At 49.6% G+C, this 24,452-nt stretch carries 24 protein-coding genes and 1 pseudogene; 15 read left to right on the top strand and 10 right to left on the bottom strand.

The genetic code is table 11. The features are described 5' to 3' along the window. Nucleotides 1-12: 12 nt before the first annotated feature. On the top strand, nucleotides 13-1,044 hold the full coding sequence (locus tag AC3RCL_RS16490) for an AraC family transcriptional regulator (RefSeq protein ID WP_492530750.1): 1,032 nt from the start codon (nucleotides 13-15) through the stop codon (nucleotides 1,042-1,044). A 66-nt stretch (nucleotides 1,045-1,110) separates the two neighbouring features. Then, complete coding sequence (locus AC3RCL_RS16485; RefSeq protein WP_192571996.1) at nucleotides 1,111-1,905, top strand: SDR family NAD(P)-dependent oxidoreductase; 795 nt, start codon at nucleotides 1,111-1,113, stop codon at nucleotides 1,903-1,905. A 97-nt stretch (nucleotides 1,906-2,002) separates the two neighbouring features. Here AC3RCL_RS16485 and tatC read toward each other — a convergent pair whose 3' ends face one another. From tatC to AC3RCL_RS16470, 3 genes are read right to left on the bottom strand one after another with little or no spacing between them, the layout of a single operon-like run. After that, on the bottom strand, nucleotides 2,003-2,740 hold the full coding sequence (gene tatC / locus AC3RCL_RS16480; RefSeq protein WP_492530748.1) for a twin-arginine translocase subunit TatC: 738 nt from the start codon (nucleotides 2,738-2,740) through the stop codon (nucleotides 2,003-2,005). Continuing rightward, nucleotides 2,737-2,922 carry a twin-arginine translocase TatA/TatE family subunit gene (tatA, locus tag AC3RCL_RS16475; RefSeq protein WP_015735144.1) on the bottom strand — a complete coding sequence of 62 codons (186 nt, stop codon included), beginning with the start codon at nucleotides 2,920-2,922 and terminating at the stop codon, nucleotides 2,737-2,739. The genes tatC and tatA overlap by 4 nt, the downstream gene beginning before the upstream one ends. 17 nt (nucleotides 2,923-2,939) lie before the next feature. Further along, the gene (locus AC3RCL_RS16470) at nucleotides 2,940-3,620 is read right to left on the bottom strand and encodes a hypothetical protein (RefSeq protein ID WP_015735145.1); all 681 of its coding nucleotides are present in this window, start codon (nucleotides 3,618-3,620) and stop codon (nucleotides 2,940-2,942) included. 123 nt (nucleotides 3,621-3,743) lie between these two features. Here AC3RCL_RS16470 and AC3RCL_RS16465 point away from each other — a divergent pair, with 123 nt between their 5' ends. From AC3RCL_RS16465 to AC3RCL_RS16425, 9 genes and pseudogenes are all read left to right on the top strand, one after another. After that, nucleotides 3,744-4,505: a gluconate 2-dehydrogenase subunit 3 family protein gene (locus AC3RCL_RS16465; RefSeq protein WP_492530745.1), complete on the top strand. Its 762-nt coding sequence runs from the start codon at nucleotides 3,744-3,746 to the stop codon at nucleotides 4,503-4,505. A 30-nt stretch (nucleotides 4,506-4,535) separates the two neighbouring features. Further along, a complete protein-coding gene (locus AC3RCL_RS16460) occupies nucleotides 4,536-6,248 on the top strand; it encodes a GMC family oxidoreductase (protein WP_192571993.1) in 1,713 nt (570 codons plus the stop codon). Between the two features lie 32 nt (nucleotides 6,249-6,280). Then, complete coding sequence (locus AC3RCL_RS16455) at nucleotides 6,281-6,661, top strand: c-type cytochrome (protein WP_492530742.1); 381 nt, start codon at nucleotides 6,281-6,283, stop codon at nucleotides 6,659-6,661. Nucleotides 6,662-6,786: 125 nt separating this feature from the next. After that, nucleotides 6,787-7,500, top strand: a complete 714-nt coding sequence (locus AC3RCL_RS16450; protein WP_492530740.1) for an alpha/beta hydrolase family protein — start codon at nucleotides 6,787-6,789, stop codon at nucleotides 7,498-7,500. A 107-nt stretch (nucleotides 7,501-7,607) separates the two neighbouring features. After that, on the top strand, nucleotides 7,608-8,960 hold the full coding sequence (locus tag AC3RCL_RS16445) for an amino acid permease (protein WP_096773624.1): 1,353 nt from the start codon (nucleotides 7,608-7,610) through the stop codon (nucleotides 8,958-8,960). A 302-nt stretch (nucleotides 8,961-9,262) separates the two neighbouring features. Next, nucleotides 9,263-10,345: a peptidylprolyl isomerase gene (locus tag AC3RCL_RS16440; protein WP_492536387.1), complete on the top strand. Its 1,083-nt coding sequence runs from the start codon at nucleotides 9,263-9,265 to the stop codon at nucleotides 10,343-10,345. A gap of 161 nt (nucleotides 10,346-10,506) precedes the next feature. After that, nucleotides 10,507-11,157, top strand: coding sequence for a hypothetical protein (locus AC3RCL_RS16435; RefSeq protein ID WP_492530737.1), 651 nt, complete (start codon nucleotides 10,507-10,509; stop codon nucleotides 11,155-11,157). Continuing rightward, nucleotides 11,154-13,607, top strand: a complete 2,454-nt coding sequence (locus AC3RCL_RS16430) for a discoidin domain-containing protein (protein WP_492530735.1) — start codon at nucleotides 11,154-11,156, stop codon at nucleotides 13,605-13,607. The genes AC3RCL_RS16435 and AC3RCL_RS16430 overlap by 4 nt, the downstream gene beginning before the upstream one ends. 229 nt (nucleotides 13,608-13,836) lie before the next feature. Next, nucleotides 13,837-14,532, top strand: a pseudogene (locus tag AC3RCL_RS16425) (alpha/beta fold hydrolase); the annotation flags it as partial. An 82-nt stretch (nucleotides 14,533-14,614) separates the two neighbouring features. On the opposite strand, the gene AC3RCL_RS16420 reads toward AC3RCL_RS16425, so the two are convergent. From AC3RCL_RS16420 to AC3RCL_RS16390, 7 genes are all read right to left on the bottom strand, one after another. Next, nucleotides 14,615-15,670: a hypothetical protein gene (locus tag AC3RCL_RS16420; protein WP_492530732.1), complete on the bottom strand. Its 1,056-nt coding sequence runs from the start codon at nucleotides 15,668-15,670 to the stop codon at nucleotides 14,615-14,617. Next, nucleotides 15,660-16,235, bottom strand: a complete 576-nt coding sequence (locus AC3RCL_RS16415) for a sigma-70 family RNA polymerase sigma factor (RefSeq protein ID WP_096773628.1) — start codon at nucleotides 16,233-16,235, stop codon at nucleotides 15,660-15,662. Before AC3RCL_RS16415 ends, AC3RCL_RS16420 begins: the two co-directional genes overlap by 11 nt. Nucleotides 16,236-16,636: 401 nt before the next feature. Further along, on the bottom strand, nucleotides 16,637-16,819 hold the full coding sequence (locus AC3RCL_RS16410; RefSeq protein WP_009590220.1) for a hypothetical protein: 183 nt from the start codon (nucleotides 16,817-16,819) through the stop codon (nucleotides 16,637-16,639). A 75-nt stretch (nucleotides 16,820-16,894) separates the two neighbouring features. Beyond that, nucleotides 16,895-17,698, bottom strand: coding sequence for a phosphonate ABC transporter, permease protein PhnE (gene phnE / locus AC3RCL_RS16405; RefSeq protein WP_192571986.1), 804 nt, complete (start codon nucleotides 17,696-17,698; stop codon nucleotides 16,895-16,897). Then, nucleotides 17,695-18,519, bottom strand: a complete 825-nt coding sequence (gene phnE, locus AC3RCL_RS16400; protein ID WP_452520645.1) for a phosphonate ABC transporter, permease protein PhnE — start codon at nucleotides 18,517-18,519, stop codon at nucleotides 17,695-17,697. Before phnE (AC3RCL_RS16400) ends, phnE (AC3RCL_RS16405) begins: the two co-directional genes overlap by 4 nt. Beyond that, a complete protein-coding gene (gene phnC, locus AC3RCL_RS16395) occupies nucleotides 18,516-19,289 on the bottom strand; it encodes a phosphonate ABC transporter ATP-binding protein (protein WP_492530729.1) in 774 nt (257 codons plus the stop codon). Before phnC ends, phnE (AC3RCL_RS16400) begins: the two co-directional genes overlap by 4 nt. A 21-nt stretch (nucleotides 19,290-19,310) precedes the next feature. After that, nucleotides 19,311-20,300: a phosphate/phosphite/phosphonate ABC transporter substrate-binding protein gene (locus AC3RCL_RS16390; RefSeq protein ID WP_452520647.1), complete on the bottom strand. Its 990-nt coding sequence runs from the start codon at nucleotides 20,298-20,300 to the stop codon at nucleotides 19,311-19,313. 177 nt (nucleotides 20,301-20,477) lie between these two features. Here AC3RCL_RS16390 and AC3RCL_RS16385 point away from each other — a divergent pair, with 177 nt between their 5' ends. The 4 genes from AC3RCL_RS16385 to yedF all read left to right on the top strand — a co-directional run bounded on the left by AC3RCL_RS16385 (nucleotide 20,478) and on the right by yedF (nucleotide 24,335). Beyond that, nucleotides 20,478-22,088 (top strand): bifunctional metallophosphatase/5'-nucleotidase, encoded by a 1,611-nt coding sequence (locus AC3RCL_RS16385; protein WP_492530726.1) that lies wholly within the window; start codon nucleotides 20,478-20,480, stop codon nucleotides 22,086-22,088. Nucleotides 22,089-22,234: 146 nt separating this feature from the next. Beyond that, complete coding sequence (locus AC3RCL_RS16380; RefSeq protein ID WP_213578538.1) at nucleotides 22,235-22,735, top strand: DinB family protein; 501 nt, start codon at nucleotides 22,235-22,237, stop codon at nucleotides 22,733-22,735. A 228-nt stretch (nucleotides 22,736-22,963) separates the two neighbouring features. Beyond that, nucleotides 22,964-24,118 (top strand): selenium metabolism membrane protein YedE/FdhT, encoded by a 1,155-nt coding sequence (gene yedE, locus AC3RCL_RS16375; RefSeq protein ID WP_255250530.1) that lies wholly within the window; start codon nucleotides 22,964-22,966, stop codon nucleotides 24,116-24,118. After that, complete coding sequence (gene yedF, locus AC3RCL_RS16370; protein ID WP_192571981.1) at nucleotides 24,108-24,335, top strand: sulfurtransferase-like selenium metabolism protein YedF; 228 nt, start codon at nucleotides 24,108-24,110, stop codon at nucleotides 24,333-24,335. Before yedE ends, yedF begins: the two co-directional genes overlap by 11 nt. The last annotated feature ends 117 nt before the right edge of the window (nucleotides 24,336-24,452 follow it).

The following is a 24,452-nucleotide window of genomic DNA, read 5'->3' as shown; positions in this document are numbered from 1 at the left end:
AGTTCTATAGATATGAAGCCTCACGTGTCCGACCGGATTAAACTCCCTCCGGGATTTTGGACAGGATTAAGACAAATGGGGATTGCCGCTGAGGACGTGGCCCGTAAAGCGCGCTTGCCGCTTGCGATCATCACTGGAGCGGAAGTCACCACCGCCCAATACTTCGCGATTTGGCAGGCGTATTCCGATCTCGTAGGTGATCTGGCCAAAGGCATCGTCGAGCTTGCAACCGTCTTTGAAACGGCGAAGTACCCGCCAACCGTCTTAGCGACTTACCACGCTCGTGACTATCGCGAGGCTTTATATCGAATGTCCCGGTACAAACAGCTTTGCCCGCCTGAAGGTTTGCGTATCACCGAGGAGGGCGAGCTCTGCACGATTGATCTGGAGTGGGGGAACAGCCTGCAAACCGGTCCGCCGATGCTGGTCGGAATCACGCTGGCATATCTGCTTGAGCTCGGACGCCGGGGGACAGGTCAACCGTTGAGGGCACGACTCGTGGAATTTTCCGAGCCTATGGGCGATGTAGAGACTCTTGAAGCTTATTTTGGCTGCCGAATCCGGTTTGGCGCAGCACGCAATCGGCTCTCGCTGCTTCGACAAGATCTGGACCGTCCCTTTATCTCTTACAATGAAGAACTGCTGGAGATCCTGACTCCCGCCCTGGACCGATCGCTTGATGAACGGCGGAACAGCCGTTCCGTTTCCGATATGGTCAAATGGTTCTTGAAACGCTGCCTCATCGGAGGGCGCCCCGACATTCACGATGTCGCGAAAGAAATGGGAATGAGCGACCGTACCCTGCAGCGCAAGCTGACAGATGAAAACACGAGCTACAAGCAGCTGTTGACACAAGCCAGACATGAGCAGGCGATCGAGTATTTGGCAGACCCTTCTATCGATATTAAAGAAGTAGCGTTTTTGATTGGTTATGCAGACCAGAACTCATTCTACCGAGCGTTCCGCATGTGGGAAGGCGATACCCCTTCGAATTGGCGTGCTGCAAATGGCACGAGAAGCAAGAACTTTGGCGCCATAGGCTAGTTACCGGCCTATCCATACAAGGTAATATAATCATGATCCAGATTACAAAGGAGAAATGTTTATATTATGGATATGGAATTGAACAATAAAACAGCGTTGGTTACAGGCTCTACGAAAGGGATAGGCAAAGCGATTGCCATGGAACTTGCCAGAGAGGGAGCCCATGTTCTCATTAACGGACGAAATGATGAAGAGGTTGAACGAACCGTACAAGAAATAAAATCGAAATTTCCGAATACCTCTCCGCAAAAGGCAACCGCCGATTTGGTGGATATCGGTCAACGGGAGGCTCTATTCGAAAAATACCCTCATGTTGATATTCTGGTTAACAATATGGGGATATACGAAATCATGTCGTACGAGGACGTTGACGATGAAGTATGGGAGACGTACTTCCGTACCAACGTGCTTGCTGCAAACGGATTAACCAAATTTTATTTGCCTGGCATGCTGAAGAATGATTTTGGCCGCATTATCTTTATGGCGAGCGAAGAGGCCGTGATGCCTTCCGGACAAATGCCGCAGTACTGCATGACAAAATCCATGCTGTTATCCTTGGCCAAAAGCTTGTCCAAATTAACGAGAGGAACCGAAGTTACCATCAATACGATCATGCCGGGACCGACTCTCTCCGAGAACGTGCAGCATATTATCGAGGGTATATACGCCAATGAAGATATGACCTTTTCGGAAAAAGAGAAGGCATTCATGGCCGCAAACCTGCCACAATCTGAAATTCAACGATTCATTAGGCCTATTGAGATTGGCAGATTGGCAACATTTTTATGCAGTCCTTATGCTTCCGCGTTTAGAGGCTCTCCTATTCGTATGGATGGGGGAATGGTTCCGACCATTTTCTAACGTTCATGAAATAACAATGTTGGCTTCAAACACCAAAAGCTTGGGATCCCAATAGGAGATCTCCAAGCTTTTTTGTTGTTTTGCTATAACAAAGGTGTTACTCGCTTATGAGCTCCAGCTTGTTCAGCCTTTTGTGGTACACCATGCGAGACAGTCCGATGCTGATCTCATATAAGAGGAACAGCGGCACGATGACGAGAATATCCGACACAAAATCCGGCGGCGTTATGGTGACGGCTGCAACCGTCAGCAGCAAATAGGCAATTTTCCGCATTTTCGATAAGCGCAGCGGATCCAGAATGCCGATCGACGTTAAGAACATGATGACAACCGGCATTTCGAACAGAACGCCGAACGGTACGGTCATATTGATCATGAAGCGGAAGTATTTTTCGGCGGTATAAGCCGTAATGAAATGATTCGAGAGCGAATCCAGGAAGGACAGGACCATAGGGTATACGATAAAGTAGCCGAAGGCCAGACCTCCGAGAAAGAGTCCCCCGATTGCGGGGATATACGCCAAGGAAGCCCGGCGTTCCACGGTGCTCAGACCGGGGACGACAAATCGCCATACTTGAAAACCGGCTACCGGCATCGTCACCGCAAGGGCGATCACGCCGGCGATCATGAAGTATACCCAAATCACATCCGTCGGTCCCAGCACTTGGAGCTGCCCTTCAACGTCGCGAGTCAGCATTTCATACAGCGGCTCCACATATAGAAAAGCGGCACAAAGGGCCACCAAGAAGGTGCCCAATGTGATGAGGATCCGCTTGCGGAGCTCCGTTAAGTGCTCTAATAGATGCAGCTCCTGCTCCTGTCCCTGCTCGGTCATTTCAATTTATCTCCGTCTTGAATATCTTCCGCTGAAACCAGTTCCCGCGTGGAGTTCTTGAATTCGCTGAGCGTTCGGCCGAAGGCCCGTCCTAGTTCAGGCAGCTTCGAAGGGCCGAAGATAATCAAGGCGATCAACAAGATGAGAATCAATCCTGTCACGCCGATGTTTCCTAGTGGCATATGATCAACTCCTTTAGCTATTTTTTATCCGAAGCCATCCGAAGCAGCTCCGAAATATCCCTGGCTATCGACTCGTCGCGCGGCGAATCATGCAGCTTCGTGGCAATGCGGTCTATCAGCGCAGGGGCTTGCGGATTGGTCACCGTTAGAATTTGCACTTCTTCATTAAACATCTTCTTCACTTGCTCTTTGGCTTGCGACATATTATCGTTGCCCGCGGCCTTGACTCCCATTACACCTTCGTTCGGCTCACCTTTGCCCGACATTCCTTCCGTCTGACTTAACACCTTCTTCTGCATGCTGTCATAGTGGTTGGAAGAAACCTGTGATTCTGCGCGTGCCAGGACAATCGTGTCATTCAGGACAAAAGCCTTCACTCCGTCAATGCCTTGACCTGCGAGTCTTGACTGTACATGGGAAGAGACGCCGCCTTCATGCAGGCTGGATGAACCGATCATGCTGTAGACGGACATGCCCATACCGCTTGTGGTTTTGCCTTGGACGTTGGTTGTTTCGGTTTTTGGCCCATGATAGCTCGGAATCACATCGGCACTGTGCAGGTGAACGGTGTCGGCATTACCTGGCTGGGTGGACTGCGCGTTTTGTTGATTGTCTGTTTGATTCAAGCAGGCTGTTAATGAAAGAAGCAGTACGGATCCCAGGAGGGGACCTTTCCACCTGCTCCAAAATGGTTTCATGAGCATTCGCCTCCATATCGGTAGTAATTTTATCATGCCCGGATGGAGAATAATGTATGAATGAAATTTTGATGGGGACAATACCCATTATTCAAAATGATGAAGAGTAGGGGTGCTGAAAGTTTGAGCGAACAAGACCAACAACAAACCAAACCAGCGAAGCCTGACGGCTCGCAGACGATGTCACGGCGGAAGTTCCTAAGAAACTCCGGTTATGCCGTGGGAGGTGTCGTGCTGGGCGGTGTACTCGGATATCTTCTGCCGAAGCAGAAAACTCCGCCTGCAGCACCGGCGCCTGCCCAGAATGATAACAACTACAACCAAGCGTTAATGTTCTTTAACCAGGAACAATACAGGATCACGGAGGCAGCCGTAGAGCGCATTTTTCCTGCGGATGACAATGGTCCTGGAGCCAAAGAGTTAGGCGCTGCATTTTTCATCGACCACCAGCTGGCCGGTGATTGGGGCTTCAATGCAAGAGATTATATGCAGCCCCCTTTCTATGTTGGAGAGAAAACGCAAGGCTATCAAGGCCGATTAAGACGGCGAGAGATATTCTATATCGGTCTCCGCGAGATTCAGAACTACAGTCAGAAAAAGTATCAAAAAGACTTCCCGAGCCTGGCGCCGGAGGAACAGGATGCCGTGTTAACTGCCTTTCAGAACGACGAGGTCAAATTGACAACGATCTCGGCCAGCGGGTTCTTAAACCTGCTTCGCAGCAGCACATTGGAAGGGGTTTACAGCGACCCCCTATACGGCGGCAATAAAAATATGCAAGGCTGGACGATGCGCCAATATCCGGGTAACCAAATGGCTTACACGAATATTATTGATAAGAATTTCACCGTCATCCCGCCGAAGAGTTTAAAGGACCACCTATAACAGCTCATCCATAGCGAAAGGAGTACACAAATGGCCAAAAAATTACCGAAAACGGATGTTGTCATTATCGGCGTCGGCTGGGCTGGCGGGATTATCGCCTCGGAATTGACCAAGAAGGGTTTATCCGTCGTCGGTTTGGAAAGAGGTAAAGAAAGGGTAACGGAAGACTACTACATGGCTCACGATGAGCTCCGTTACGCGCTTCGGTACGATTTAATGCAGGACCTTTCCAAAGAAACGATTACCTTTCGCAGCACCGAAAAAATACGTGCACTTCCGATGAGGCAGTACGGATCGTTTCTGTTAGGGGAGGGACTGGGAGGAGCCGGCGTGCACTGGAACGGGCAAACGTTCCGCTTCCTGCCCTACGATTTTAAAATCCGGAGCATGACGGAAGAACGTTATGGGAAAGATAAAATACCGGCGGAAATGACGATCCAGGACTGGGGCATCACCTACGATCAACTCGAGCCGTATTTTGATAAGTTCGAGAAGACGACCGGCATTTCCGGCGAGGAAAATCCCTTGGCAGGGAAACGTTCGAATCCGTACCCTACACCGCCCATGCTCCACACGCCATCCATGAAGATGTTTGCGGATGCTGCGAAAAACCTGAAACTCAATCCGTATACGGTTCCTTCTGCCAATCTGTCAGAAAGCTACACGAATCCGGATGGCATATCACGAGCCGCATGCCAGTATTGCGGATACTGCGAGCGGTTTGGCTGCGAATACGGAGCGAAAGCGGATCCTGTCGTTACAGTGATTCCTGTTGCGAAAAAAACCGGAAAGTTCGAAATCCGAACCCATTCTTATGTTCGAAGAATTCTGCATAAAGGCGGTAAGGCAACGGGCGTCATGTATACGGACCTCACGACCGGAGAGGAAATCGAACAACCGGCGGATATCGTAGTATCCACGGGATACGTATTTAACAATACCCGTTTGATGCTCCTCTCTAAAATCGGCAAACCATACGACTCGTCCAGCGGGTCGGGCGTGATTGGCAAAAACTATGCCTATCAGGTGATCAAGGGGAATGCCGCCGGATTTTTTGAGGATAAATTCAATTTGTTTGCCGGTGCGGGAAGCCTAGGTATGGGTCTGGATGATTTTAACGGCGACAATTTTGATCACTCGGACTTGAAGTTCATTCATGGGGGGAATATTGCCCACACCATAACCGGACAAAGACCCATTCAAAACAATCCGGTTCCGGAGGAATCACCGCGTTGGGGAAAAGAGTTTAAGGCGAATTCCTTGAAGTATGCAAACAGCGTGCTGTCCGTAGGCTCTCAGGGCTCATCAATGCCTTTCCGGCATCACTATCTGGATTTGGATCCAACCTATAAGGACGCATTCGGAGACCCGTTGATACGAATCACGTTTGATTTCGAAGAGCAGGACCGCCAGTTGGCCAGGTATCTTTCCGATCGCTGCGCGGAGATCGTGCAGGAGATGGGAGGCCAGAACATTATGAAATTGAAGGAACTGGGACCTTACGAAATTACGACATACCAATCGACTCATAACACCGGCGGGGTGATTATGGGAGAGAACCCTGGCAATTCGGCCGTCAACAACTACATGCAAATGTGGGATATGGAAAATTTGTTTGTGGTAGGCGCATCCGCGTTCCCGCATAATAGCGGCTATAATCCGACCGGGACTGTCGGGGCTCTTGCTTATCGCACAGCGGAGGGAATTCTGGAATACAGCAAAAAAGGCGGGCTGTTAGTATAGCTTGCATTATACAAAAGGAGGCAGTTTCAGAAATGTTCAAAAAAGGGTTACTGTTTGTACTGCTATTGACAACTTTTGCTTTTGCAGCGGTAGCATGCGGCGGCAATAATACATCCGAGCCTGCTCCGGCTCCTGCAGAAAACGGCGGACAAGCTCCGGAAGGAGCAACCGGCGGGAATGCAACCAACGATGAAGCCATGAAGCTGTACAATGCCAACTGCATGGCTTGCCATGCTACCGACTTAGGCGGAGGCGGAAGCTTTCCCAGCCTGCAAAACGTAGGATCCAAATACGATGCCAGCCAAATTGCGGGCATAATCAAGAATGGGCGCAATGGAATGCCGGCGTTCCAAGGCAAGCTGACGGAACACGAAATTAATGTACTGTCCCAATGGTTGGCTGCCAAAAAATAAGACGAACCGATTGAAAGAAAGCAGGACCCTCATGATACAATGCAGATACGGATGCATGGTAATCATGAGGGTTTATTATATTGTACAAGGAATTTTGAAACGATCTAGGAGGGGCTTTTAGAAACATGACAGAAGCATTTGTATCCCCCCATAGTACCTGTTCCCTGGATTGCAGTACGGTCGTTTGTTTTTTTGCCGGTGTTCTGACCTATCGGAATAACTTTGAAGACGCAGCCAGCGAGATAGCCCGAAGATACCCAAATGCCAAAATTGTGATGATCTTTCCTTACGGGATGGCCAACGGCAGGGAGGGGGCTTCTTTATTTCGTCTATTGGCCCGGCAGCTTACTCAAGTCGGCTATGATCTGGCGCGTGAGCGCTCCCTTAGAGTAATCAACGCTGCGGAGATCCTCAGCGACCATGTCGCAGGCTGCGACCGCCTGATCCTGATCGGGCACAGTGCTGGAGGCGTAGTTGCCTACCGGACAGGATTATATATGAAAGAGAAGTTTGGATTGCAGAAAGTTCAGGTGTTTGCCGTGGGGTGTCCCAAATTCTATTTGAAGGACATCCCCTTCAATAATCGGTTTACATATATCACGGGCCAGAATCCGGACAGGATCACCCAAATCGGCAGCTGGCGCAAACCCGGTTCGAGAGTGTACCGGGGAAAGCCGGGGCGTGAGATGCAATTGGATTTTAATCCGGATCATCAAGGATGGCGGTTTCATGCGTCCTATTTTCTGAAATCGGCCTGGACCGATTCGAACCAAACGTTCCGTACCAATTCGGAAGACCTGGTCTCCAAAATCCATGAATTGGATTCAGAGAATGAATAGATTCCGTAATATATATTATGTAAACTAATAATTTCTTTTTGCTTCCTTTACCGAAAAGGTTATACTAATCATTGGGTTTATACGATCGTCATCAGGAGGATATGCATATGGCAATACAAGATGGAGATTCACTACAGAAGAAATTGAGGCCAAGGCATATCAGCTTTATGGCTATGGGCGGCGTCATCGGCACCGGCATATTTAAGGGAAGCGCCGAGACGATCGGTCTCGCCGGGCCTGGCGTGATTTTCTCTTATATCTTTGCGGGACTGCTGCTGTTGGTCGTCATGGGTGCCATGACGGAGATGGCTACGGTATATCCGGGGCGAAACATGAAGGACTTTGTTCGGCAAGCGTTCGGAGAGCGGGTATCCTTTGTCATGGGCTGGATGTATTGTTTTATGTGGCTGTCGGTTTGCGTGATCGAAGTGATTGCGGCAGGCAGCTTTCTGCAGTACTGGTTTCCCGACGTACCGCTGTGGATGCTGAGCCTGGCAAGCGCAGCGCTCATTATTCTCATCAATATGATGAGCGTGGGGAGCTTTGGCGAAGTGGAATTCTGGCTTGCGGGCATCAAAATCGCCATGATTATGATCTTTATCGTACTCGGGAGCTTACTGATGTTTGGAGTGATTCCGAGCTCCGATGCTCCGTTCCTTCACAATTTCACAGCGCACGGCGGGTTCCTGCCAAACGGATGGTTTGCCATCTTTTCCGCCTTGCTGGTCGTTACCTTTTCGTACGGCGGCTCCGAGCTGATCGGCCTCACATTGACAGAAACCGAGGATGCGGACAAAATCCTGCCGAAAGTCGTGCGCAATTTTATTTTACGGGTGATTTTGTTCTTCACGCTGCCGATTCTGATTATATGCGGATTGATTCCGTGGAACCAGCTCGGCGGAGAGGCGAGTCCTTTTGTTCAAGTGCTGTCGGCTACCGGGCTTCAGGGAACGGCCCACATCATGAATTTTATTCTCGTGACGGCCGTGCTGTCGGCAGCCAATTCCGGCATCTATGGCGCGACGCGCATGATTTATTCCATGGCAGCCGCCGGAGAGGCGCCAAAGAGCCTGGCCAAAACCACGAACAAAGGCATACCGCTTAATACGTTGAAACTCTGCGCGATCATACTATTAGCGGGTTCCTTGCTTGGACTGATCGCGCAGGACCAGCTGTTTCGGGTTTTGATGGCGGTCCCTGGCTTTGTCGTTGTGCTGGTATGGATCTGCATTTGTTTCTCGCAGCTGAAACTGCGCAAAGCTTATCCGAAGCAGCCCAGCTTTAAGGTATGGGGGTTCCCCTACATAACCGGGGTAACTGCCCTCTGCTTGTCAGTGATTGCGGTCCTGTTTCTTATTGACGGTCAGAACCGGGTCAGCATCAGCGTATGTCTGGCCGTTCTGCTGCTATTGGTTGTCTGGTCCATCATGAAATTCAAAAAAGAGAGCAGAGTCGAATAATTGAAGGATGACGGGCTCCAACTTCACGGCAATCGAACAAGCCGGACATGGTGTCATGATCCGGTTGCGAGCCGCATGGCTGCAAACAAGAAAACCTAAATTAGAAAGAGAAGGCGGCAGAGGAAAGAATCCTCTGCCGCTTTTTTATGCGTGGAACAAGTAAAGAAAGTGAAAGGAATGTAAAAAAGGAGAAATTGATAGCGCTTACTTATGGAAATTATAATGAATTATACATAATTTGGAGATGCCTTGGTAGAATCGTCTTCATTAAAAATCTAATGACGAGGGTGCTGATGGGTTTGATGGTACATAAATTTTGCAGTCTGAAATGGCTGTCCATAGCCGGACTCTTCATCTTGATCGTGGTGACGATCCTTTTAATCGCAAAGCCTGCATTTACACAAACACATCATGAAGACGCTTATATCGCGACAGTTGACGGAGTAGAGATTCATGTAAGCGAATTTCAAAGAGCCATCGATGCCAATCGAGCCGGTATCATCAAGTATTTCCATGAAAAATATGATGCTGCACCGTCGGCCGCATTTTGGACTACGCCATACGGAGGTAACGAGATTCCGCTTGAGTTGATCAAAAAGAAGGCGCTCGAAGATAGCATCGATCAGAAAATTCGACAGATCCTTGCCAAAGAGCAGGGAGTGCTCCCCGATATCAGTTACGCCGGTTTTATGCAAAACTTCAATCTTGAAAACCAAAGAAGGCAACAAGCCATCAAGAATCATCAGGTAATTTTCGGTCCTGCTCAATATACGGAGGACGCCTATTATGAATACATGATGGCGAATACGGCCTTATCGGTCAAGAACCATCTGATGGAAGATGACTGGAAGCCGAGTGAACAACAGCTGATCACGTTTTACGAGGCGAATAAGAGAAGGTTGTACCATGCACCCGCAACGGTGAAGGTACGCCAATTATCGTTATCTTTTCTGGATGCCAATCGGAATGTCGATACACTTCTCAAAACGCAGGTGAAACGGAAGATTGAGAAGGCCAGGGAGAAAATCTCATCCGGGATTTCTTTTGAGCAAGCCGTAAAGGACATTAAACAAGATGACCGGGTTACGGAGCAGGTCTATAAGTTGGATAGTTACAGGCACAATGTCAGAAGTCCGGTAGCGCAAGCTTCGGCTGACCTTCTTCCAGGGGAGGTAAGCGAAATTATTGAAGAGAACGGTCGCTTCTATCTCATGCAGTGCATGGAGAAAGATCAGTTAGGTTCCAAGTATCTGGCATTTGACGGTATAAGAGAACAAGTGTTAAAGGACTATATCGATAACCAATATGAGGAGTACGTACGTGAACGGTTAACCGATGCGAAGGTTGTATTGAATGAGGAGTTGTACAGAAATTTCCTGATGTAATCGCCGATTTGGCATTACATATATAACAATGAAAGGAATGAAGAGGATTGAGCCAATCGTTTTTCAAAAAGCTTATCTGTATGGTTTCGATTTTTGCTTTCGTTTGCAATTGGGTTACCGTTTCACCGTCGACCGCTTTAGCTGCGGGAACCACATATTATGTGGACAGCACAGGGGGAGATGATGGGAATAACGGCACAAGTCAAGCCTCTGCATGGAGATCGTTGGATAAAGTGAACGCGACTACCTTTGCCCCAGGCGACAAAATCTTGTTCAAAGCCGGGGAGAGTTGGAACGGCAGACTGTGGCCTAAAGGTTCAGGTTCAAGCGGAAATCCGATCATTATCGATATGTACGGTTCCGGAAGCAAACCATTAATCGCAGGAATTACGTCCGAACTGGAAGCCGTATTTTTGAAAAACCAGGAGTACTGGGAAATCAACAACCTGGAGGTAACAAACAGCTCGCCGCTGCCTTTTGATCGAGATTGGGAGAATCCGCGGGGTCAAAGGCGCGGTGTTTATATCTTGAATGAGGAAGCTGGTTTATTGAATCACATCTATATCAAAAACATGAACATCCATGATGTCGATGGATCGTATACCACACGCTCCGGGGGGATTATTTTCGATTCGGTTGGGTCGATGACACCCAGCGCTTTTAACGATGTTCTCATTGACGGTAATATACTGACGGACGTGGATGCCTATGGTATATACATTGGCTCCAATTGTATCTTGCGCTACGGAATGGGCGATTTATGGCCTTGGGTGCCTAAACCATACGGCCCTGGACGCCGTCTACCCAAGTGAAAATATCCAATAATACGGTCATCAGAGCAGCAACAGGCGGCATCGCGTGGAATGTCACCGATGGAGCGGTAGTCGAGCGCAACACCGTTCAACAAGCTACGTATTTGGCAACCAACGCTTCCATTTGGTGGGCGTATGCGGACAATAATCTCGTTCAATTCAACGAATCGTTTGCCAGTGTGAACGGCGCGGAAGACGGGCATGGCTTCGACGTGGATGCAGGAAACATCAATTCGTTGGTTCAGTACAATTACAGTCATGATAACGCTGGCGGCTTTATGCTGTTCGTAAACGACACGTATTACACAATCAATACCATCGTTAGATACAACATTAGCCAAAACGACAGAAAAAGCATATTCCGATACAGCGGTTCCATTGATAACGTCTATAACTACAATAATACGATATACGTAGGAAAATCATCCGGCAACCCGGTCATGAGCGATTACTTCACCAAGGCTTCGGGTGCTCCGCGCAACATTTATAACTATAATAATGTGTACTACAGCGTCGGCGATAAGGGATGGGATTTGACGGGCCAGACGTTTGACTACAACGCATATTACGGAGGGAACACACTCGTGCAGGCCGATGCCCATAAGATAACGGACGATCCGAGATTCGTTGATCCCGGTAGCGGCGGGAATGGCATGGATACAGTACATGGGTACCAATTGCAAGCGAATTCGCCACTCATTGGAGCAGGCATTCGTGTAAGCGATAACGGAGGGCGGGATTATTTCGGCAACCCGATATATAATGGCGCTCCCGACATCGGTGCCCACGAATACGAGGGCAGTGTGCCACCAGCCGGGAACATGCCTGATCCGATCGTCATCGTTCCGAAACGGCCAGCCAGCACACCTGTTGACAATCTGGCTTCGCAGGCAGCTGCTAGTACGACATTTGAATCGTCCTCTTCAGGTCCGATCGAACATATCATCGATAATGAATACGACACGGCATGGGAAACCGGCATTACGCCTTCATTTCCGAACGATATCACGCTCGATTTCGGCGAGCAAACGCTGATCGCCAACCAATTGAAGTTAAATACCAGATACGGGCAAGAATGGGGAATCACGAACTTTGATCTTGAATACAGCAATGGTTCGGGATGGATTCCCCTGCGCACAAATATTAATCTGACTTGGGATCTGAACACGGGGGCAAACGAGATCAAATCCGTGGAATTTCCACTTACTCGATTCTCTAAAATCAGATTGAAGGTCCATGACGGTGATAACCAATCGGGGCGAATCGCACTGAACGAGCTTGAATTGTATAACAATCCCGAACTGTCCAAAGATATGGTCACCACAACCTTTGCTACGGGGGCAGGCACCATTACCAGCATCATCGACAACAATTTGAACTCTGCATGGGGAAGCACCGGTGATATTGCCTTCCCGGGTTATATTACCCTTGACTACGGCAATCATAGCGTACCGGTCAACAAGGTTACGTTAGTTACGTTTTTTGGAATCGGGCAAGGCATCACTAATTTTGACGTGGAGTATTTCGACGGTAGCCGCTGGGTAACGGCTTTATCTGACGCATCGATCGAATGGGAGTTTAATGACAGCACCAAAGAGCGCCAGAGCGTTTCTTTTCCAACGGTAAACGCCAATAAACTTCGATTAAAGGTGAATGACGGGAATCGGATATGGGGAAACATTGCATTAAATGAACTCGTCGTTGAGCATACCTCTGATAACGTCCCCGTTACCGGAATTACGCTTGACAAACCGGAGCTCGTGTTTAATTCCTCTTCCGGCCGAAGCGTAGGGCTCCGAGCAACGGTTTTGCCTGATCATGCAACCAATAAAAATGTGACATGGAGCACGAATCAAGACCAGGTGGCAACGGTAGACGATCATGGCATCGTGACAGCAGAAGGTGAAGGAAGGGCTGTCATCACGGCTACGACGGACGACGGTGATTTTCAAGCCTCCAGCCATATTACGGTGGATTGGACGGCTCCGGAGATTATGATAAACCAAGTCGCATCTTCCGAATTCAACACGGGTGTGTTTCAACCCGAATTTGAAATGGCAGACACGCTGTCAGGTATCGACCAAGCAAAAACCGAAGTCATGTTGGATGGGAAGGTCATAACGGATCTAATGGGTATTCCTTTATACAAATTTGAGCTGGGTACACATACATTTACGATAAAGGCTGTGGCCATAGCAGGGAATACATCTACACAATCCGTAGACTTTCAAGTGAAAACAAGTTATGCCTCTCTTGAGGAACTGGTTCAACGTTTTGCAGACGAGGGAACAATCAACAACAAAGGGATTGCTAACAGTCTGCTGAAAAAATTGCAAAAACAAAACCTAAGCAGTTTCATTTCAGAAGTCCATGCACAAAAAGGGAAACATATCTCCACCGAGATTGCGGAATATTTAATACGTGATGCAGCAACGCTCCATAATCCATAGCAGATTATTTATTAGCCGTCATCCATGCCATTATATTGCTGGCGGACTCATTAGATTCATAGCCTAAAACTCCATTATTCTCATAGCTACGGCTCATGCGCAAACTTCCTTGCATGTGAGACCGTAGTTTTTTTTGCCAGTTCATACTCCGTTCATATTGTCGTTACGGGGAGTACATCTTCATTGGTTAAGATTTCATTAGCGGCACATGGAGGAAGCCTAACCAACCGATGAATTATCTCCATTTTATAGAGTTGTTGCCGTTGAACCTTTTGGTTATGGCTTAAGTGATGGAACCGATAAAGAACGAACCACGGAGAACATCGTAAGTGAAGTCCATGAAGCTCTACAGCAGCTTAATATTAACCGTTATACGCTCATGGGCCATTCCATTGCAGGCATTTACGGAATTGATTATGTGAGCAAATATCCAAACGAGGTAAACGCATTTGTCGGCATTGATAGCAGTGTTCCGACACAACCAGGCATGGACGTTAAATTCCCAATGAAAAAGTTCGCGTTTCTTAAAAAATCAGGTCTTATGCGATTGATGATGAAGCTCGGTCCCGATCCCTATGCTGCTCTAGCATTTGATGATCATACCAAAGAACAAATGAGATTGATTACAAATAAAAACGCGTTAACCGCCACGATTTTTAACGAGATGGAGCATATTCCTTCTAATTTTAAAGGGGCTCAGGATTTAACCTTCCCTAAAGATCTTCCGCTTCTTCTCTTTGTACAAGCGGATAATCCAGACTTTCCAACCTGGATTCCATTGCATGAAGAGCAGGTAAAGGATTCTGACTACGGAAAAGTAATACCCCTTGAAGGAGAGCATTATTTGCATCATACCGAGTACAAAGACATTGCAGAAACCTTTAGCGAATTTATCGAAGAAGTAAAGGAGGGGCAAGCCCTTTAACGAAAATGTGCATAGAATGGATTCAATGAAAAAGCCGGGCTTTCCTTCATGAAGGAATCCGGCTTTTTGTTGGATCAATGAGTTATTTCTTTGAAGGCGTTACCGTTTTGTATTCGATAACTTGCAATACTTTCGGTTCAATAGCTTTTAACATTTGATCATTTGAAAGGTTGTTGGCAGGAAGTTCGCCATTCGCTTCACTTTGGATTTGCAAGTCAACCTGTGATTGTGCAATGACATCCACAACCTGCTGCTTCGAGACATTTTTGGATGCTGCAATCTCCACTACGGATTTACCTTTAGCTAATTCTTGCTTTAGTTCAATCGGGCCCATGTTGAGTAAGGAAAAAAGTTTGTCGTCATTCAAAAAGGCATCTGCAAAATAATCAGGCTTGCCATCCGTAGTGAAGAAACCTTCTACTTTATCGTCTGAGGACGACGTTTCACCTCCAATCAGCGAAAGACTGATGGAATGGTCCTGAACCAGTACCTGGTAGAAGGGGGCTGTTGATCCCTTTTGGGTGTAATTCAGCATCAACGTTTTCTGATCCGGGTTCTCCATTGGCTCCATAGCAAACTCGTACGCTTCGATGCTGCCGTATAATGCATGGATCAGATGATCGGCCTTCGACTTGATTTCCTGTTCGGTTAAAGCCGTCAGCGGCTTCTCCTTAGGCTCCCAATTCTCTTGAATCACGTGTTCGATCTCACCCGTCACACTGTTGGTATGAAGGGCTATCTTTTTGCCGGTTCCTCCTTTTTCCTGAAGGATGATGCTGGTTTGGACACCTTGAACGGTGCTTGCATCGATGATCTCAAACTTTTTGGTTTCGGGAAATGCGCGGTACAGCTTCTCAAGGGTAGCTTTGCCAATCTCATCCGTCTTGACTTGTTCAGCGGTCATCGGCGTTCTGGTCAGCATTTCAATCAGGGTAGGTGCAGCAAATGCTGCGGTTGGAATCAAAATCGCCGTTGCTACTATTCCAGCTATAAAACGTTTTTTCATGGTTTTTCCGCTCCTTTGTCTTTGCAAATATTGTGTATAGGATTGCTCGATTCGGTTGGTAATGGCTTGAGGGCAATCCAACGTTTCTGCTTCTTTGCGCAGATGCTCTCGGATTTTGCGTTCAATAGTCATTGATCTTTTCCATCCTTTCCGGGGGGAGATTCCATATGTTTTTTCGAAGTGCCTGGATGCCCGCATGACATCTGGACTTGACGGTACCCAGCGGAATATCGAGTAGGGTCGCAATCTCCTCCAGCGTATAGTCGTGAAAAAAGCGGAGGATAATGACCGTTCGCTGTTTATCCGTCAGTTTGTGGATGGCCTGCGATATCATTTGGTTCGTCCCGTCCATTAACACCGAAGGTTGATCCCAATGCGACTCTTCCCGGGCGAAGGCACGAATGCGCTCGAAAATTCGGAATCTCCGCCAGCGCTTGACTCGAAATCTTTGCACTTGACGGATGACGAGGCCATGCAGCCAGAAATGGAAAGGTCGGTTCGTATCGTAATTGGCCAGCGACGTCCACATTTGCATATAAATCTCATTCATGACATCTTCCCGGTCCTGCGGATGATCCACCAGAAAGGAAACGGTCCGGTAGACGTCCTGATAGGTGGCATCATACATCGCATGAAATGCCTGTTGATCACCGTCTTTCATTTGTTTGAGTAATTGGAACATATATTCACTTTGCATTCAGAGGGCCCTCCTGGGTAAGCAGCTTACACCCTATATTGTCTCTCTATCGAAAAAAGGTTCGGGTTTTTGATTATTTTTTCTTAAACGATCGCTGCGTTACTTTGAGTTTCAAAGGCGATGTAAGCTGGAGGAATTAACATTGGTTGATAAAATGATGACTCGGCAGTCTCTATTATAGAAGCGCTGGATATGAATTTACTATGGAATACGTGGAAAAGTAGAGGATACTCTATCTGCTGGTCAACAAGGAATAACTTAAAAACCTCGTATCCTTCACGGATACGAGGTTTTTTTAATCATGGAGGGGATTTGAAGATCCATGCCAAGCAAAATCAATGGTGTGACATTGTTATAGGCAAGATCATAACAGATCTCGAATATAAGAGGGAGGTTGCACGTTAATGGTGAATGTCGCACTTGTTCATGATGAAGGAAATTTGATTCTCCAATCGGTTCAATCGTTCCTGCGTTTCCGAGTCTCCAGTGCCTTGTCCCCGCAACGCAGCAAGCTCTTGCTTAAGTTGATGGAGATCGTCGCCGGCTTTGGAGCAGTCGTAGTCGCTTTCCAAGTTGTCGAGCATTAGGGTTCCTCCTAGGTTCAAATATGTTGTTCTTCCCTAGTATGGAGGATGCTTCCAAAGTTATTCACGGTTTGGTTAAACCAGCTTTTTCCGGAGCGATCCCGAAATGAAATCGACCAAGGTGATCATCACGATGATGCCGAGCAAAATGATGCCGACGCGGTCCCAGTTCCGTGAGCTCAGCGCAAAAATGAGCGGTGTGCCGATGCCGCCTGCGCCGATGACCCCGAGGATGGTGGCGGAGCGAAGGTTAATCTCGAAACGGTAAAGGATATACGAGAGAAAACCCGGAAGCACCTGCGGCAGTACGGCGAATCGCACCATTTGGAGCCGCGTCGCCCCCGCGGCGATCAGTGCCTCGGTCGGACCCGTATCAATCTGCTCCACCTCTTCGGCGAACAGCTTGCCTAGCATGCCGACGGAATGCAGGCCTAATGCGAGTACGCCGGCAAAAGATCCGGGCCCGACCGCCTTGATAAACAGCAGAGCCATCACGATTTCGGGAAAAACGCGGATCAAGCTGAGCAGCGTTTTGCCGGAGCCGGAAGCGAATACCGTCCGGCTCATGTTAGCTGCGGCCCAGAAAGCGAACGGGATGCAGATCAATGCCGAGATGACCGTCCCCAATATGGAAATGGCCAGCGTATCGAGCAAGCCCCGAAGCAGATCTTCTCCGCCAGGCAGGTAGACAAAATCCCAATCCGGCGAAAACAAACCGGAGAATATGGCCCTCGTCACCTGACCGGCGGTCTCCTTGACCCCGGAGAACGGAATGCCCGCGAAAGCCCAGATATAAACAACGGCAAGCAGGGCGTAGATGAGCCAGCGAAGGCGGCTTTTTTTCGGTTGGGGAACGACGTCGTTCCATGATTTGCTCATATCCATTTCTCCCGCAATTTCGTACTAAGGTAATCGATTATCAGGACCACGATCAGGGTGAAGATGATGATCATGCATGTTTTGTCATATTCGAAGAAGCCGAGCGTTACTTCATAATAATGACCGATGCCGCCGGCCCCCACCAAACCGAGTACGGCAGCGGCACGGACGTTGATTTCGAATGTGTACAAGGTGAAGGAAGCGAAATGCGCCCGAATTTGCGGGACGACGCCATACACGATCAACTGCGCCAGATTTGCACCGACTGCGGTCATGGCCTCCAGCGGACCGGGATCTATCGCTTCCAGCGCTTCATAGGTGAGCTTCGCGATCAAACCCAGCGAAAAGACGGATAGGGCAAAGATTCCCGGCAGTGGACCGAGTCCCAGTATCGCGACAAAAAAAGCGGCGAGCAGCAGGTCCGGAATCGTACGGACCAAGTTCAGCAAAAAGCGGACCGGATAAGTGATCCAGCGGCTCTTGATCAGATTGCCTGCACATAGCAGCGCCACCGGAACCGCCAAAAAGGCGCCAAGCGTGGTCCCGATCAGCGCCATGCGTATCGTCTCCAGCATCGCCTGCCAGATGTTGTCGAGATAGCTCCATCTCGGCGGGAACATTTCCTGCAGCAGATCGAGCATGTTCGGGAGACCTTCCACAAGCTCCTTGAAGGTAGCATCCGTCTGAAGCGCACTGACCCATACCAGCAGCAGCAGGAATGCCGCCGTTAAATAATGCTTTAGTTTGCCAGGCGGTTTCGGACGGAGCAGGGGAGACTGCCCCGGTTGCTCGAATGGCGCCGTGTCGAGTTCCATCTTCATACCGCCGTTTCCTCCCATATTCCATCCTTGCCGAATGGCCGTCCGTATATTTCCGTAAATCGCTCGTCCGTCGCGTCCGACACGGGGCCGTCAAAAACAATTTCTCCGGCGCGCATTCCGATAATCCGCGTAGCATACTGCCTGGCCAGATCGATCGAATGAAGATTCACGATGGTCGTAATATCGGATTCCGCGTTAATCCGTTTCAGGTCATCCATGACCTGCTTTGTGGTCAAAGGATCCAGGGAAGCCACCGGCTCGTCCGCCAGAATGATCTTTGCCTCCTGCGCCAGCACTCGGGCGATTGCGACCCGCTGCTGCTGTCCGCCGGACAGCTCGTCTGCGCGGGCATACGCCTTTTGGACAATGCCTACCCGATCCAGCGCCTGAAAGGCCAAGTCCATATCGGGCTTGGGAAAACGGCCCAATAGGGTGCGCAGGGTGGAATGGTAGCCGACACGTCCGGCCAGCACATTGCGAAGCACGGAGGAGCGCTTCACCAGGTTGAAGCTCTGAAAAATCATCCCGATATCCCGGCGGATGCGGCGCAGCTCCTTGCCCTTGGCCGATGTAATCGATTGGCCGCCAATCACGATTTCTCCCTCGGTAATGTCATGAAGCCGATTCATCGACCGCAGCAGGGTCGACTTACCGGCACCGGACAACCCGACGATCGCCACGAACTCGCCGCGGCCGATCGTCAGATTGATATGATGTAATCCTTTGGTTCCATTAGCGTATGTTTTTGAAACATTGCGAAGTTCAATCATGGCCTTCAGTCCCTTATCTTTTTACTCGGTCTTTACCTTTTCGCCATATTCCCGGACAATCTCAAATTGAGTGTCTTCCGATTTGACATAACCTTCATGCGTGTAAATTTCGGATATGATTTTGTGGCCTTCCTCGTCTTGTCCGATCTCGATAAACGCGTTTTGCAGCTTCTCCACCCATTCGGGGTTCATATCGGAACGCACGCTGATCGTATCGTTCGGAATCTTCTCGGTATAGGTCAGCACGCGCGTATCTTCAAACACGGTCGGGTAATCCCCCTTGACGACATTGCGGGCATCCTGGAAGATGGCTGCCGCGTCGACATCGCCGTTCAGCACGGCAAGGACTGCCTGGTCATGACCTTTGACCGTAACCGGCTGGACATCCTTCAGCGGATCTATTCCGTTATCCATCAAGACCGCAGCCGGCCATACATAGCCGGCAGAAGACGAGACGTTCTGGTAGGCGATTTTCTTTCCCTTCAGATCAGCCACGGATTGGATGGCAGCGTCTTTTTTCACGATCATCATCGCCTTATAAAAATCAACAAGCTCTTCCGTCGGTTCGCCGGTTTCATCCTTGACGCCGAAACGCTGGGCCTGAAGAATAACTTCGGCAGCGCCCTTCTCCTTGGCTAAAACATAGGCGGTGGGCGGCAGGAAGCCTACGTCCACTTTCTTGGATGCCATTGCTTCTACGATGGTGTTATAGTCGGTCGATACGCTGACCTCTACCGGGATGCCGACTTTATCGGACAACAGCTTCTCTAGCGGTTTAGCTTTGGCCTCAAGCGTGTCCGCATTCTGGGAAGGGACGAATTGCACCGTCAGTTTTTCCGGGACGTATCCGGTCGGTTCCGATGCTGGGCTGCTGTCCGCATTCGTACCTTGCGGTTTCTCCTGGCTCGCGTTGGCAGCGGCTTTGCCGCCAGTGTCGGCATTCCCTCCGCATCCGCTGAGGACAGCGACGGATAAGAGCAGGGGCATCGTGAATTTCATCCATTTTTTCAAAGCAATGACCTCCGTTTTTTAGATAACGTATTTTGTCTTACCTGCTTCACTATAAGGACGGAGTGTTAATGGTCTGTCAATGAATTGATAACTCTTTGTAAAGTTTTGGAATTTTAATATAAAGCTGCATCTCGGTTGATAGAATAGCAAGGAGAAGATAAGAACAGGAGGGATGGCATGAAATCGACGATCGCAAGAACGATCGCCGTGCTGGCTACTAGCGACCTGCATGGGCATCTGTATCCAACCGATTACCGAACCCGGGACGAACGGGATATCGGACTTGGCAAGCTGGCTTCCCTGATCCGTGAAGAACGGCGCAGACATCCGGGCTTGCTGCTGATTGATAATGGAGATGTGATTCAGGGATCTCCGCTGGCTGCCTATTCATTAAAAAACAATGCCGAAATACACCCCATGATTGCGGCTATGAATGGACTTGGTTATGATGCGGCGGTGCTGGGAAACCACGAATTCAATTATGGTATGGGGACCGTGGACAACGTCGTGCGAAGTTCCGTGTTCCCTTGGCTGTCAGCAGGCATCCGGCTGCAGTGCAGCAAGAAGCCGGCTTTCGGACGGCCTTACCTGATCAAGGATCTGAACGGCATCAAGGTTGCGGTTCTAGGCGTGACGACGCACTATATTCCGAAATGGGAGAACCCGTTTCATATTCAGGGTCTTGAATTCCATGATGCATTGGAAACCGTCAAGGAATGGGTGCCGCGCATCCGAAGGGAAGAGCGGCCCGATGTGATGGTTGTGGCATACCACGGCGGATTCGAGCGTGATATGGTGACGGGGGAGCCGACGGAAAATCTGACGGGAGAAAATCAGGCCTATGCGATGTGTGCTGAGGTAGAGGGCATCGATGTGCTGATCACCGGGCACCAGCATCGCCTGCTGGCTACGCATTTGCATGGGGTGGCGGTCGTTCAGCCCGGCTGCAACGGCCAGGCTATCGGCAAAATCAGCGTTGATCTCGTTCGGGAACAAGAACGCTGGGTCATCGTGGAGAAACGAGCCGAGCTGCTGCGACCGGAGCACGGGACGGCGGCCGATAAGAACCTGCTTTCTTCCAGCGGGGATCTCGAAGACCGGACTCAGGCATGGCTCAACGAAACGATTGGACGCGTTCACGGCAATATGAGCCTGAGCGATCCGGCAGCCTGCCGGCTTGCGGAGCATCCTTTTATCGAGTTCATTCATCGCGTGCAGCTTGAATTCGCGGGGGTTAACGTTTCCTGCGCGGCTTTACTAAGCGAATCTTCCAAGGGCTTCGGAGAGATCATTACGAGGCGGGATATCCTTACGAATTTCATGTTTCCGAATACCTTGGTCGTGCTGCGCCTGACCGGCAAAGACATCCGGGCCGCGCTGGAGCAGACGGCCTGCTATTTCGTGGTCGGCCCGAACGGGAGCCCTGCCGTAAATCCGGCATATTTGGAGCCGAAACCCCAGCATTATAACTATGACATGTGGGAAGGCATTGAATATACGCTAAACATTGCGGAGCCTCCGGGATCCAGGGTGACCAATCTGAAATACAACGGAGTAGACCTCCCGGACGAGAAGGAGCTGGATGTGGTCATGAACAGCTACCGGGCAAGCGGAGGAGGAGACTACGTCATGTTCCGGGGCAAGAAAGTGATTCGCGAGATTCTCATCGATACCGCAGAGTTAGTAAAGGAGTATATTTCAGGACGTGGGTTCATAACGGCTTCTTGCAATCACAATTGGAAAGTGGTCGTCGAAGCCAATGTCTCGCTTCCAAAGATCGCGAAATAAATTCATCTATTGATGACAATACTTGTCACTATTAGCGATTATGATTGATCTGAGCACGTCATCCGATTTCCTCTCTCGGGGGGAAGGAACGTGTAACCGATTTTACCAAGCAGAGAACGAGTTTCTCAAGGAGGGATGGGGTTATCATGTATAGAACCGTTGCCGATTTCATCACGGAATGGAAGGACGAAGCCGCTCTAACGCAGAGGATTTTAGACAGTTTGACGGATGAATCCTTACAGCAGCAAGTATATCCTGAAGGGAGGACGCTCGGAAGGATTGCATGGCACTTCGTAACGAATATTCCTGAATATTTGTCTGAATTTGGCCTTGTCATCGAGCAGATACCAAATTCAGCAGAAGTACCCGCGGCAAACCAAATCGCGGAGACGTTTAAGCTTCTAAGTTCCGACGCAGCAAAAGCAGTTGAAGAACAATGGACGGATGAGACGTTAACGCAGGTTCAGAATGCTTTCGGTCGTCAGGAATCCAATGCTACCATCTTCATGGGATTGATCAAGCATATTGTCCACCATCGGGGACAGGTTACCGTTCTGATGCGACAAGCGGGATTGAAGATCCCGGCGGTATATGGTCCTTCAAAGGAAGGGTGGATACAAATGGGAGTGGAACACCCGCCGCTGTGAACGTGTACGAGCTTGTAAAACTCGCCATTTGCAAGCAAATGAAGCCGCGAATTTCGCGGCTTTTTTTGTTGAATCTTTCCCTCCCGCAGCGAGGATTTTATAGTAAAATGAAATTTGTGGGTTTTATGATCGATCAGGATCGTGAATTTTCTGGTAGAGGAGTTATTGAGCAAGGTGAAAAAATTATATTCAACATGGTTCGGGAACTACTGGAGCCCCTATCTGGTTATGGCTATGGCCGGTATTCTCAGCGCCGTCTATTTCGGTATCACCCATACGGTTTGGGCCGTAACCGGTGAGTTCACCCGTCTGGGCGGGCATCTTCTGGAATTCGTGGGGGTGGATGTTTCCGGCTGGGCGTACTTCGACCTTGTCCATATGAACGGCACGACCTGGACGCGGACCGACGGATGGATCGTCTGGGGCATGTTCATCGGAGCCCTGATTACGATTCTGCTAAGCGGCAATTTCAAGATCCGCATGCCGAGACAGAAGCGGCGGTATGTACAGGGGTTTGCCGGAGGCATCATCGCGGGTTTCGGAGCCCGACTGGCCCTGGGCTGCAACCTCGCTGCCTTTTTTACCGGTGTGCCTCAGTTCTCGCTTCATGCCTGGATCTTCATCGTGGCTACGGGGGCAGGCACTTTCCTGGGTGCCAAGCTGGTCAACACAAGGTGGTGGAAAGGCAAGCCCGTGCTGAAAAAAGGCGGCAGCCTGCCGAGCGTTAAACAGGGTAAAAACCGGCAACCGCTCTTTGGGGCGGTACTCGGTCTGACTTACCTCGCGCTGATTGTCTGCTTCTATGCAACGGGCCGCACCATGCTGGGGACCGCCGCTCTATTCGGCGCAGCGTTCGGCATCTTGATTGAACGAGGGCAGATCTGTTTCACTTCCGCTTTTCGTGATCTGTGGATCAGCGGCCGGGCCACGATGACCAAAGCGATCACTTTGGGCATGGCAGTCAGTTCCGTCGCCACGCTGGTCATTATTCTTGTGTACGGATTAGAGCCGATTACGAAAATTGCCGCTCCCAGCACCTTGATTGGCGGACTGCTGTTCGGTCTGGGCATCGTCATGGCCGGCGGCTGCGAAACCGGCATGATGTACCGTTTGATGGAAGGACAGGTTGTCTTCTTGCCTGTGTTTATCGGTAACATTGTAGGAGCTACCGCATTAGCATACGCTTGGGATCACATGGGGGTATACGATCTGCTTGTGAAGAGCGGCTCGCCTGTCAACCTGATCACCGCCATGGGTCCGGCGGCTGCTTTAACGGTTACGCTCATCGTACTCGGGGTCGGATTCGCTGTCGCCGCGTACTGGCAAAAAAACTACCGCTTCGGCGTAGGATTCAAGAAAGGGGATGCAACCCATGTCCGTTGATTTTACTCTGGATCTCCGGGGGGAATCTTGTCCTTACCCGGTCATCTATACACTCGAAACGCTGCGTGATATGAAAAAAGGACAAATGCTTCAGGTCATTTCAGACTGTCCGTCCGCGTTTCGGAACGTGCCGGAGGAAGTCGTCAAGCACGGCTACACCATGGCACAGGAACCGGTCAAAAATGGCCAGGAGTTCAGCCTGTTCATTCAGGCGTAACAGGAGCATCATATTTGCAGGAAAGCCCCCTAGTGAATGGGGGCTTTTTCGCGTGCATACGGGACTTGGGAATCCGAACTTCCTTTGGCAGCATGGTTGCTGCCGTTTTCACTTGCA

It is taken from the genome of Paenibacillus sp. MT86, from assembly GCF_058792535.1.
Note: the sequence above shows the minus strand (reverse complement) of the source record. Positions and strands in the feature narration are given on the sequence as shown.

Bases quoted from the DNA above. Each gene is read 5' to 3' on its own strand.
- AC3RCL_RS16490 (WP_492530750.1), top strand. From the start codon at position 13: ATGAAGCCTCACGTGTCCGACCGGATTAAACTCCCTCCGGGATTTTGG.
- AC3RCL_RS16485 (WP_192571996.1), top strand. From the start codon at position 1,111: ATGGATATGGAATTGAACAATAAAACAGCGTTGGTTACAGGCTCTACG.
- tatC (WP_492530748.1), bottom strand. From the start codon at position 2,740: ATGACCGAGCAGGGACAGGAGCAGGAGCTGCATCTATTAGAGCACTTA.
- tatA (WP_015735144.1), bottom strand. From the start codon at position 2,922: ATGCCACTAGGAAACATCGGCGTGACAGGATTGATTCTCATCTTGTTG.
- AC3RCL_RS16470 (WP_015735145.1), bottom strand. From the start codon at position 3,620: ATGAAACCATTTTGGAGCAGGTGGAAAGGTCCCCTCCTGGGATCCGTA.
- AC3RCL_RS16460 (WP_192571993.1), top strand. From the start codon at position 4,536: ATGGCCAAAAAATTACCGAAAACGGATGTTGTCATTATCGGCGTCGGC.
- AC3RCL_RS16455 (WP_492530742.1), top strand. From the start codon at position 6,281: ATGTTCAAAAAAGGGTTACTGTTTGTACTGCTATTGACAACTTTTGCT.
- AC3RCL_RS16450 (WP_492530740.1), top strand. From the start codon at position 6,787: ATGACAGAAGCATTTGTATCCCCCCATAGTACCTGTTCCCTGGATTGC.
- AC3RCL_RS16445 (WP_096773624.1), top strand. From the start codon at position 7,608: ATGGCAATACAAGATGGAGATTCACTACAGAAGAAATTGAGGCCAAGG.
- AC3RCL_RS16440 (WP_492536387.1), top strand. From the start codon at position 9,263: ATGGTACATAAATTTTGCAGTCTGAAATGGCTGTCCATAGCCGGACTC.
- AC3RCL_RS16420 (WP_492530732.1), bottom strand. From the start codon at position 15,670: ATGACTATTGAACGCAAAATCCGAGAGCATCTGCGCAAAGAAGCAGAA.
- AC3RCL_RS16415 (WP_096773628.1), bottom strand. From the start codon at position 16,235: ATGCAAAGTGAATATATGTTCCAATTACTCAAACAAATGAAAGACGGT.
- AC3RCL_RS16410 (WP_009590220.1), bottom strand. From the start codon at position 16,819: ATGCTCGACAACTTGGAAAGCGACTACGACTGCTCCAAAGCCGGCGAC.
- phnE (WP_192571986.1), bottom strand. From the start codon at position 17,698: ATGAGCAAATCATGGAACGACGTCGTTCCCCAACCGAAAAAAAGCCGC.
- phnE (WP_452520645.1), bottom strand. From the start codon at position 18,519: ATGAAGATGGAACTCGACACGGCGCCATTCGAGCAACCGGGGCAGTCT.
- phnC (WP_492530729.1), bottom strand. From the start codon at position 19,289: ATGATTGAACTTCGCAATGTTTCAAAAACATACGCTAATGGAACCAAA.
- AC3RCL_RS16385 (WP_492530726.1), top strand. From the start codon at position 20,478: ATGAAATCGACGATCGCAAGAACGATCGCCGTGCTGGCTACTAGCGAC.
- AC3RCL_RS16380 (WP_213578538.1), top strand. From the start codon at position 22,235: ATGTATAGAACCGTTGCCGATTTCATCACGGAATGGAAGGACGAAGCC.
- yedE (WP_255250530.1), top strand. From the start codon at position 22,964: ATGGCTATGGCCGGTATTCTCAGCGCCGTCTATTTCGGTATCACCCAT.
- yedF (WP_192571981.1), top strand. From the start codon at position 24,108: ATGTCCGTTGATTTTACTCTGGATCTCCGGGGGGAATCTTGTCCTTAC.